The organism is Methylobacterium sp. B1, assembly GCF_000333255.1.
Taxonomy (GTDB): domain Bacteria; phylum Pseudomonadota; class Alphaproteobacteria; order Rhizobiales; family Beijerinckiaceae; genus Methylobacterium; species Methylobacterium fujisawaense.
Genome location: NZ_BACT01000320.1, coordinates 1 through 8,915, shown reverse-complemented (window position 1 = coordinate 8,915; position 8,915 = coordinate 1). Strand labels below are relative to the sequence as shown.

Here is an 8,915-nt window from a genome sequence, read left to right as displayed (position 1 = left end):
TACCTCGGCAGCCGTGCCGTCCTCCCGGCTCGGAGCTATCCCGTGCTGACCGGCTACCATGCCGGCACCCGCATCGCGACGGACGGCTTCCTGACCCGGGTCGGTCTGAACTACCGGTTCGGAGCCGCCGGCCTGCCCGACTGGCCGCCGCCGTCATCGACCGGCCCGGCCACCTGGGGCCTCGAGGCCAGCCTGCGCTACTTCTTCAGCTCCGGCAGCCCGCGCGAGAGGCTCGGCGACCCCTACGCGCCCGGCCAGCTCAATTCGCGCCTGACCTACGCGAAGACCGATGCCCATGCCGGCGAGACCTTCGTCCGGCTCGATCACAACCCCACGGGCCTGTTCGCCAAGGGTTTCCTCGGCGCGGGCGGCGTCACGGGCGGGCGCCTCGCAGACGAGGATTTCCCGCCCGTCGAAGTCCCCTATTCGAAGACGCATTCGCCGATCAAGGACGGCGATATCGGCTACGGCGTGATCGACTTCGGCTACGACGTGTTGCGCCGGGACGGGTTCAAGCTCGGGGGGTTCCTCGGCTACCAGTACTTCTCCGAGCTGTATAACGGTTACGGCTGCCGGCAGGTGGCGCGCGGCGACATCTGCGCGAGCCATCCGCAGCCGGCCAGCATCAAGACCCTCGGCGAGATCATGCAGTGGAACGCCCTGCGCGTCGGCATCATCGGCGAGGCGCGGTTCGACCGGGTCCGGCTGAGCCTGGAGGGCGCCTACCTGCCGGTCGTGTCGCTGAGCGGCGTCGACCGGCACTGGAACCGGCCGAACATCAACCCGGGGGCGGAATCCGGCCGGGGCGGCGGTTATTTCCTGGAGGGCATCGCCTCCTACGACCTGACACCGGCCGTCAGCGTCGGCGTCGGCGGCCGCTACTGGCGGATGCAGACCGACAAGGCCAGCACGACGGCCTTCGCGTTCTCTCTGCCCAGCCCGATGAAGTTCCAGACCGAGCGCTACGGCGGGTTCGTGCAGCTCTCCTACAAGCTGGCCGATTTTGGGTTCGGCGACGCGGCCGATCCGGTGGCCGTGATCCGCAAGGACTGAGCCCGCATCCGCGGACGTCATCCGGCCGAAACCGACCGAACCGGGACGCGAAGAACCGGACAGTGCCGGACCATCGACCGGAGCCATGATGCCGGCGCCCGGCCCGCGACGAGGCCCGTCGCGGGCCGGGCCGAGACTGGAGAACCGGCCGTCCCGGCGCCGGGACGGCGGCTCGGCGATCGCCCTGGAGTCCGGTTCGGCGCGCCCGGCCCCCTCACGGTCGCAGCCGGGCCGGGTTGCCCAAGGCGGTAGCGCCGGGCGGCACGTCGCGCGTCACCACGCTGCCCGCCCCGATGATCGCATCGTCGCCGATCGTCACCCCGGGGAGGATGATGGCGCCGCTGCCGATCCAGACGTTGCCGCCGATCACCACGGGACGGCCGAATTCCAGCATCTGCCGACGCTGCGCCGGGTCGCGCGGGTGATCGGGCGTCAGGATCTGCACGGCCGTGCCGATCTGGGTCATGTCGCCGATGGTGACCGACACCACGTCGAGGATGCAGCAGCCGAAATTCAGGAACACGCCGCGGCCCAGGCTGATGTTGTAGCCGTAGTCGCAGTGGAAAGGCGGACGGATGTTGCAGCCCGGGCCGACGCGGGCGAAGGCCTCCTCCAGGAGCGCCTGCCGTTCGGGCTGGCTGCGCGTCTGCGTGGCGTTGTAGCGGTCCATCCAGTCCGAGATGCGCCGGTTGTCGGCGGCCAGCTCCGGATCGTCGGCGCAGTACAGCGCGCCGGCCAGCATCCGCTGCTTCTGGGTCTTCATGATCTCGGTGTCCATGGTGAGGGCTCCCCTCCGGCCGCGTCGGCCTGTTCCGGCACGGCGATGCCGCGCAGGCCGTCAGCACCGGCACCGCGCGATCTCGCCATGCGTACATATGTACGTATCCAGGCCGCGCGCGCTACAGTGGGGCGGACGTGATCCCGGATCCGCGGAGATTGCCCTGCCCACCGCCCAGCGCCGTTTCGACCCGGATCGCCGGGCACGCATCGTCCAGGCGACCCTCGACGTCGTCGCCGAACACGGCGTCGCCGGCACGACCCACCGCCGGGTCGCGGCGGCGGCCGACGTGCCGCTCGGCTCCATGACCTACCATTTCGACAGCCTGGACGCGCTGCTGACGGAAGCGTTCACCCGGCTCGCCGACACGGTCTCGGCGCGGTTCGCCGACCGGCTCGCAGCGGCCACGACCTTCGACGAGGCCTGCGAGGCCGTGGTCGACCTGATCGTGCGCGACGTCTGGGCGAGCCCGCGCACGATGCTGCTGAGCTACGAACTCTATGCCTTCGCGGCCCGGAACCCGCCGCTGCGCCGGGTCATGCAGGACTGGATGGCCAAGAGCCGCGCCGCCCTGGAGCGGCACTTCGCGCCGGAGACCGCCAAGGCCCTCGACGCGATGATCGAGGGCCTGACGATCCATCGCTCGGTCGACCCGCACCCCGCCGACCGTGCGCAGGTGCGGGCGATCGTCGAGCGGCTGGTTCGCTAGGTGCTCCGGCCGGGGGCCGGTCGGCGTGACCCCGCAGGGCAGCCGGCCCGCGCGATCAGACCGCCTTCGACCGTGGCCGCACGAGACACCGCGGTTCCGGCCGTTCCGGCCCGAACCCCCTTGCCTCCGAAGCCAAGCGTGGCCGACCCTGCCATCGTCCGGCCGACGCGCTTGTGAGTCGGCCGGCTGGAGGGGGACTTCACGTCATGACATCCGTCGGTACGCACCGCTCCGTCGCGCTCGCGACCCTGGCGGCGCTGGTTCTGGGCCTTCTGGCACCCGGCCTCGCCCGGGCCGCCGACAAGGAGGTCACCTTCGCCCACCAGGACATGGTGGTGCCGTTCCGGGCGCTGATGGCCTCGGGCGCCCTCGAAAAGGCGACCGGCTACACCGTCCACTGGCGCAAGTTCGGCGGCGGCGGCGACGTGATCCGCGCCATGGCCTCGGGCAGCGTCCAGATCGGCGAGGCGGGATCGAGCCCGATCGCGGCCGCCGCGTCGCAGGGTCTCGATATCCAGCTGTTCTGGATCCTCGACGAGATCGCCGACGCCGAGCAGCTCGTGGCCCGCGCCGGCAGCGGCGTGACGCGCGTGGCCGACTTGCGCGGCAAGACGATCGCCGTGCCGTTCGTGTCGACGGCGCATACCCAGCTGATCGCCGCCCTGGCGGAGGCCGGGCTCGGCCAAGCGGATGTCAGGATCCTCAACATGCGCCCGCCCGAGATCGCCGCCGCCTGGGAGCGGGGCGACATCGACGCGACCTTCATCTGGGATCCGGTGCTCGCCCGGGTGAAGCCATCCGGCACGGTGGTGGTCTCGGCCGGCGACCTCGCCCGCCGGGGCAAGGCGACCTTCGACGGCCTCGTGGTCGACCGCGCCTGGGCGGCCGCGAATCGGGATTTCCTGGTGACGCTCGTCAAGCTGATCGCCGCTCAGGACGCGGCTTATGCCGCCAAGCCCTGGGATGCCGACGCGCCCGAGGTGGCGGCGGTGGCCCGGATCACCGGCTCGGCGCCGGCGCAGGTGCCGGCGAGTCTCGCGGCCTATCGGTTCCCGACCCTGGAGGCGCAGGCCTCCCCGGCCTGGCTCGGCGGTGCCGCCGCCAAGGCCCTGACCGAGACCGCCGCGTTCCTGAAGGCGCAGGGGCGCGTCCAGGCGCTGGCGCCGGATTACGGCCGGTTCGTCACGACGGACGTCGTGGACGCGGCCCGGAAAGGGCCTGTCCCCGGACCGGAGGGCCGATGATCGAGATCCGCAACCTGAGCGTCCGCTACGGACAGGGTGCCGGCGCGGTCGCCGCCCTGTCGCGGATCGACCTGACCATCGGCCCCGGGGAGTTCGTGGTGGCGCTCGGCGCCTCGGGCTGCGGCAAGACCACCCTGCTCTCGGCGATCGCGGGCTTCCTCCCGCCCACCGAGGGTCAGATCCTCCTCGACGGGGCCCCGATCCGGGGCCCGGGGGCCGAGCGGGGCGTGGTGTTCCAGCGCCACGCGCTGATGCCCTGGCTGGACGTGGCCGAGAACGTGGCCTTCGGCCCCAAGATGCGGGGCGTGCCCCGGGCGGAGCGGCGGCGGATCGCCCGCGCGATGCTCGACCTCGTGGGCCTGCCCGACTGCGCCGATCGGAAGGTCTACGAGCTCTCGGGCGGCATGCAGCAGCGGGTCGGCCTCGCCCGGGCGCTGGCCGGAGACCCGCGTGTCCTGCTGATGGACGAGCCGCTGGGCGCGCTGGACGCCCTCACCCGCGAGCAGATCCAGGAGCTGATCCTCCGGATCTGGCACCGGACCGGCAAGATGGCCTTCTTCATCACCCACGACGTCGAGGAGGCGGTGTTCCTCGCGACCCGGCTGGTGATCATGAGCCCGAGGCCCGGCCGCATCGTCGAGACGCTGGACCTGCCCTTCTCCCGGGCGGCGGTCGGCGGCCGCGATACGCGGGCCGTGAAGTCGGATCCCGCCTTCATCGCCGTGCGGGAGCGCGTCCTCGAGCGCATCCGCCACGGTGCCGACGCCCGGCCCGAGGCCGTCCGATGAGCGGGCCGCCCCGCACGGCGCGGGACGCGGCCTCGGGCTCCGCGGCGGATCCGCCGGCGCGCCCCGGACCCCGTCGCCGCGGCGGGATCCCGGTGCCGGCGGTCAGCGTCGCAACCGTGCTCGCGGCCCTCGGCCTCTGGGTGGTCGCCACGGGCGCCGGCTGGGTGAAGCCGCTGTTCCTGCCGCCGCCGGAGGCGGTCCTGTCGGCCTTCGGGCAGGCCTGGCGCGGGGCGATCGACGGCGCCCCGCTCGGGATCCACATCCGCGACAGCCTCCTGCGCGTCCTCGGCGCCTTCGGGCTCGCCACCCTGGTCGGGATCCCCGTCGGGTTCGCTTTGGGCACGATCCGGATCGCCCGGGGCATCCTCGACTCCCCCGATCGAGTTCTTCCGGGCGGCTGCCGTCGCTCGCCTACTTGCCGCTGATGTCCTCTGGTTCGGGATCGGCGAGCTGTCGAAGGTGCTGCTGATCTTCCTCGCCTGCCTCGCCCCGGTGGCGCTCGCCGCGCGCGCGGGGGTGCGCTCCGCCTCGGTCGACCAGATCAACGCGGCGCGCGCCCTGGGGGCGAGCCCCTGGCAGGTCCTGCGCCACGTGGTCTTCCCGGCAGCCCTGCCGGAGATCCTGATCGGCCTGCGGATCGGCATGGGCGTCGGCTGGACCACCCTGGTGGCCGCCGAGATGGTGGCGGCCCAGGCCGGCCTCGGCCAGCTCGTCCTCAACGCGTCCAACTTCCTGCGCACCGACGTGGTGCTGATGGGCATCCTGGTGATCGGCCTGTTCGCGGGACTGTTCGAGTTCGGGATGCGGTGCCTGGAGCGCGTGCTGGTCCCCTGGAAGGGCAGGGCTTGAGAGGCGACCGACCCGCGCCCACGATCCCGGACGAGACGCCGATGCGGCGGCGGGGAGGGAATGCCGCAGGTCAATATTGCGCCCTCAACATGCGCACTTAATTGTGTCGCTTGCAGATCCCAACGGAATACGGAGTGTGTACGATCGGAGGGGGCGCGCGGCAGCGGCCGTTTTGGCGATGCGCTCGGGGATGCCACGGATGGCCCAAACGGACGAGGATGTGTCCGAGGCGGCTCTGGTCGCGGCTCTCGAAGCCTCGGGCGGCGTCGGCTTCTGGATGTGGGACATTCTCCGGGACGAGGCGCGGGCCGATCCGGTGAGCGCCCTGCTGTTCAACATCAGCCCGGCCCGGTCGCGGGCCGGCGTCAGCCTCGCCGAGCTCCTGGAGGCCGTCCATCCGGACGACCAGCCGCATATCTCGCAGGTCATCCTGGATTGCGTCCGCACGGGCGGCTCCTACACGGCCGAGTACCGCGTCTGCTCCCCGGAAGGCCGGCTGCGGTGGCTGTTCACCCGCGGGCATTTCTACCTCGATCAGGACGGCCGACCGTCCACCGGCCGGGGGGTGATCGTCGAGATCTCGGACAGCAAGTCCGCCGGCACAGCCTTTCGCGAAGCGCGATGGGGCCACGATCGACGACGCCCTCAGCCGGACCGCCGACCTGTGTCTCTCGCTGCACGACACGGTCTCGCAGCTCGGCGACACCGCCCTGGTGGCGCTGACCGAGACGCTGCTGATCGAGATCGGCCGGCGCCTCGCGGACCGCCAGCGCACCGAGCGCGGCGACGCCCTGCACTGATTGGGGCCCCGTTCCCGTCGAGGCGGCGACCAGGGCGACGACCGTGGCGCCGGAGCCGCGTCTCCCCATCGACGCCGCCGGCCGGTTGACCCGCGCCGTCAGTCCGGGGCGTCGAGGGCGCGCCCGGCCCCGGAGGGGCGCGCCGGAGGCGGTCGATCCGGAACCGCGCCGGTCCGGATCCCGAAACGGCGCAGGACAGGCTCGATCGGCGCCTCCTCCTGCGACCTTCCGACCGGAACTTGGCCGCGCGGCGCCTGTGTTTGCTGGTTGAACGAGCCATCAGGCTCACAACTGCTACGAGGCAAACGCCATGACCATGGACGTCCGCGAGATCTACGTCACGGCCCTGAAGAATACCCATGCGGTGGAGATGCAGGCGCTGCAGATCATGGAGCGGCAGGTCGAGCGTCTGGAGCGCTACCCCGAGATGGAACAGGCCCTGCGCCGCCACATCGAGGAGACGCACGGGCAGCGCCAGCGCCTGGAGGAGGCGCTCCAGAGCCTGGGCAACAGCCCCTCGGCCCTCAAGGAGGGCTTCCTGGGCTTCGTCGGGAACATGATGGCGCTCGGTCACACCCCGGCCCAGGACGAGATCCTGAAGAACACCTACGCCAACCACGCCTTCGAGAATTTCGAGATCGCCGCCTACGAGTCGCTGCTCACGATCAGCGACGCCGCCGGACAGCAGGGCCACCGGAGCGCCTTCGAGCAGTCGCTCAAGGAGGAGCAGGCCATGGCGGATGCGGTGCGCAAGCTGATCCGTCCGATCACGGAGCGCTACCTCTCCCTGACGGTGTCCGGCGCCAAGGCCGATCGCTGACGTCGCGCCGTCCCCGCCCGAAGCGGGGCGGGGACGGCCGCGTCCGACGACCCTCACACCAACGCCGACCCGGCCTGATTGCGCGCACATGGACACTGGAAGCGGTCGATCGACGAACGCTCCCCGGCCGGAGGGGAAAGCCTCTGGAGGGGCCCTGGGGAGGGGTTGCGTCCATCTCTGCATCGACATGCAGCGCATGTTCGCCGAGCCCACCGACTGGCAGACCCCGTGGATGAACCGCGTCCTGCCGCAGGTGTGCCGCCTCGCGGCGGCGCATCCGGAGCGGACCATCTTCACCCGCTTCATCCCGGCCGCCCGGCCGGGCGAGGGCCGCGGCACCTGGGCGACCTACTCGCAGCGTTGGGCCGCCATGACCCGGGAGCGCCTCGACGCCGGCATGATCGACCTCGTCCCGGATCTCGCCCGGATGGTCCCGCCCGCGGAGGTCGTCGACAAGACCGTCTATTCGCCCTGGCTCGAGACCGGCCTCGACGCGCGCCTGCGGGCGCGCGCTGTCGATACGCTGATCGTCACCGGCGCCGAGACGGATGTCTGCGTGCTGGCCGCCGTGCTCGGCGGCGTCGATCTCGGCTACCGGATCGTGCTGGCCACCGACGCCCTGTGCAGCTCCTGCGACGCGGCGCACGACGCCCTCCTGCTGATGTACCGGATGCGTTACGGCCACCAGGTCGAGACCATGACGACCGCCGAGATCCTCGATCTCTGGCACTGACCCGGCCCGCCGCCCTCCGGACAGGGCCGAACATTCGCACCGTAATAGCCAAGCTCAGGCGAGATCTGCGCGAGCCGTCCGCGACCATCCCGGCTCTCGAACACTCGATCCGTGCGCCGCCGCACGCGAAAAACAGTCGCGCCGCGCGAACCAGCGGCCTGCGCGACCGTTATGATCCTGAACACGGTCCCGGAGGAAAGGTTATGGCCAAGCACGAGATCCTCGGCTACTTCGAGCACCGCCGCGACGGGGCCTGGGTCTGCGTCCGTCCCTTCACCCTGACCACCCGGGATGCCAGCGTCGACATCCGCCAGGGCATGCGCTTCGACTACGGCAAGCGTGTCGGGGGCGTCGACTTGGCCGAGTACCTCGAGCGGCTGGGCTCGCAATTCGGGTCCTGAGGGCCTGCCCGAGGGCTTGGTGGCACCACCGGCAGCCCCGGCGCCGGTCAAAAATGTCTCGACGCGGCGCCGGACCTTGAGCCCGGCGCCGCGCTTGGTCGTTCAGGCGCCACCCCACTGCATCGTCAAGCCGCCATCGACCACCAGAGTGTGGCCGGTGACGTAGGCCGCGGCATCCGAGGCCAGATACAGGATCGCCTGAGCGATCTCCTCCGGCTGGCCGGCCCGATGCCACGGGATCCGCTCCAGGGACTGGTCCAGAACCTCCGACCGCTCGAACCGGTCCGCGGTCATCGGCGTCTCGATCAGGCCCGGGGCGACATTGTTGACGTTGATCCGGTCCTCGGCGAGTTCCCGCGACAGGGAGCGGCAGAGGGAGCCGAGCCCCGCCTTCGACATCCCGTAGGGCGCGCTCTCAGGGGTGGGCAGGTGCTGGGCCACGGAGGAGACGAACACGATCTTGCCGTTCCCGCCCTGCGCCCGGCGCATCTTGATGAAGGGGCGGGCACAGAAGAGCGGTCCCATGAGGTTCACCCGCAGGATCCGCTCCAGGACCGCGTCGTCCATCTCGGCGACCGGTATCCCGCTCATGGCCTGTCCGGCATTGGCCACGAGGATGTCGAGGGTGCCGAGCTCGCTGCCGATACGGTCGAAGGCCGCCGTGACGGCCGCCGGATCGCCGACATCGAGCTGGAGCACCAGGGCCCGGCGGCCCGCGGCCTCGACCCGCGCGGCGGTCT

Annotated in this window: 11 protein-coding genes and 1 pseudogene; 10 read left to right on the top strand and 2 right to left on the bottom strand. The window is 71.4% G+C overall.

Annotated features, from left to right (window positions below; translation table 11 throughout):
* Positions 1-1,053: pseudogene (locus I53_RS09425) on the top strand (omptin family outer membrane protease); the annotation flags it as partial.
* Positions 1,054-1,267: 214 nt separating this feature from the next.
* Here the strand turns inward: I53_RS09425 and I53_RS09420 are convergent.
* Positions 1,268-1,831 (bottom strand): sugar O-acetyltransferase, encoded by a 564-nt coding sequence (locus tag I53_RS09420; RefSeq protein WP_043349624.1) that lies wholly within the window; start codon positions 1,829-1,831, stop codon positions 1,268-1,270.
* Between the two features lie 97 nt (positions 1,832-1,928).
* Here I53_RS09420 and I53_RS09415 point away from each other — a divergent pair, with 97 nt between their 5' ends.
* From I53_RS09415 to I53_RS09380, 9 genes are all read left to right on the top strand, one after another.
* Positions 1,929-2,540, top strand: a complete 612-nt coding sequence (locus I53_RS09415; protein WP_246410693.1) for a TetR/AcrR family transcriptional regulator — start codon at positions 1,929-1,931, stop codon at positions 2,538-2,540.
* A 206-nt stretch (positions 2,541-2,746) separates the two neighbouring features.
* Positions 2,747-3,784: a taurine ABC transporter substrate-binding protein gene (gene tauA, locus I53_RS09410; protein ID WP_043349621.1), complete on the top strand. Its 1,038-nt coding sequence runs from the start codon at positions 2,747-2,749 to the stop codon at positions 3,782-3,784.
* On the top strand, positions 3,781-4,572 hold the full coding sequence (locus I53_RS09405; protein WP_043349619.1) for an ABC transporter ATP-binding protein: 792 nt from the start codon (positions 3,781-3,783) through the stop codon (positions 4,570-4,572). The genes tauA and I53_RS09405 overlap by 4 nt, the downstream gene beginning before the upstream one ends.
* Positions 4,569-4,997 (top strand): hypothetical protein, encoded by a 429-nt coding sequence (locus tag I53_RS34990; protein WP_251982267.1) that lies wholly within the window; start codon positions 4,569-4,571, stop codon positions 4,995-4,997. Before I53_RS09405 ends, I53_RS34990 begins: the two co-directional genes overlap by 4 nt.
* Entirely contained in the window at positions 4,951-5,421 is a 471-nt protein-coding gene (locus I53_RS34985) for an ABC transporter permease subunit (RefSeq protein ID WP_374701309.1), read from the top strand. Before I53_RS34990 ends, I53_RS34985 begins: the two co-directional genes overlap by 47 nt.
* Positions 5,422-5,599: 178 nt before the next feature.
* Complete coding sequence (locus I53_RS09395; RefSeq protein WP_306307429.1) at positions 5,600-6,310, top strand: PAS domain-containing protein; 711 nt, start codon at positions 5,600-5,602, stop codon at positions 6,308-6,310.
* Positions 6,311-6,531: 221 nt separating this feature from the next.
* Positions 6,532-7,041 carry a ferritin-like domain-containing protein gene (locus I53_RS09390; RefSeq protein WP_043349616.1) on the top strand — a complete coding sequence of 170 codons (510 nt, stop codon included), beginning with the start codon at positions 6,532-6,534 and terminating at the stop codon, positions 7,039-7,041.
* Positions 7,042-7,129: 88 nt separating this feature from the next.
* Positions 7,130-7,774, top strand: coding sequence for a cysteine hydrolase (locus I53_RS09385; RefSeq protein ID WP_078946942.1), 645 nt, complete (start codon positions 7,130-7,132; stop codon positions 7,772-7,774).
* 203 nt (positions 7,775-7,977) lie between these two features.
* A complete protein-coding gene (locus tag I53_RS09380) occupies positions 7,978-8,175 on the top strand; it encodes a hypothetical protein (protein WP_012318739.1) in 198 nt (65 codons plus the stop codon).
* A gap of 102 nt (positions 8,176-8,277) precedes the next feature.
* Here I53_RS09380 and I53_RS09375 read toward each other — a convergent pair.
* A partial coding sequence (locus I53_RS09375; RefSeq protein WP_043349613.1) for an SDR family oxidoreductase occupies positions 8,278-8,915 on the bottom strand: 638 nt, incomplete at its 5' end.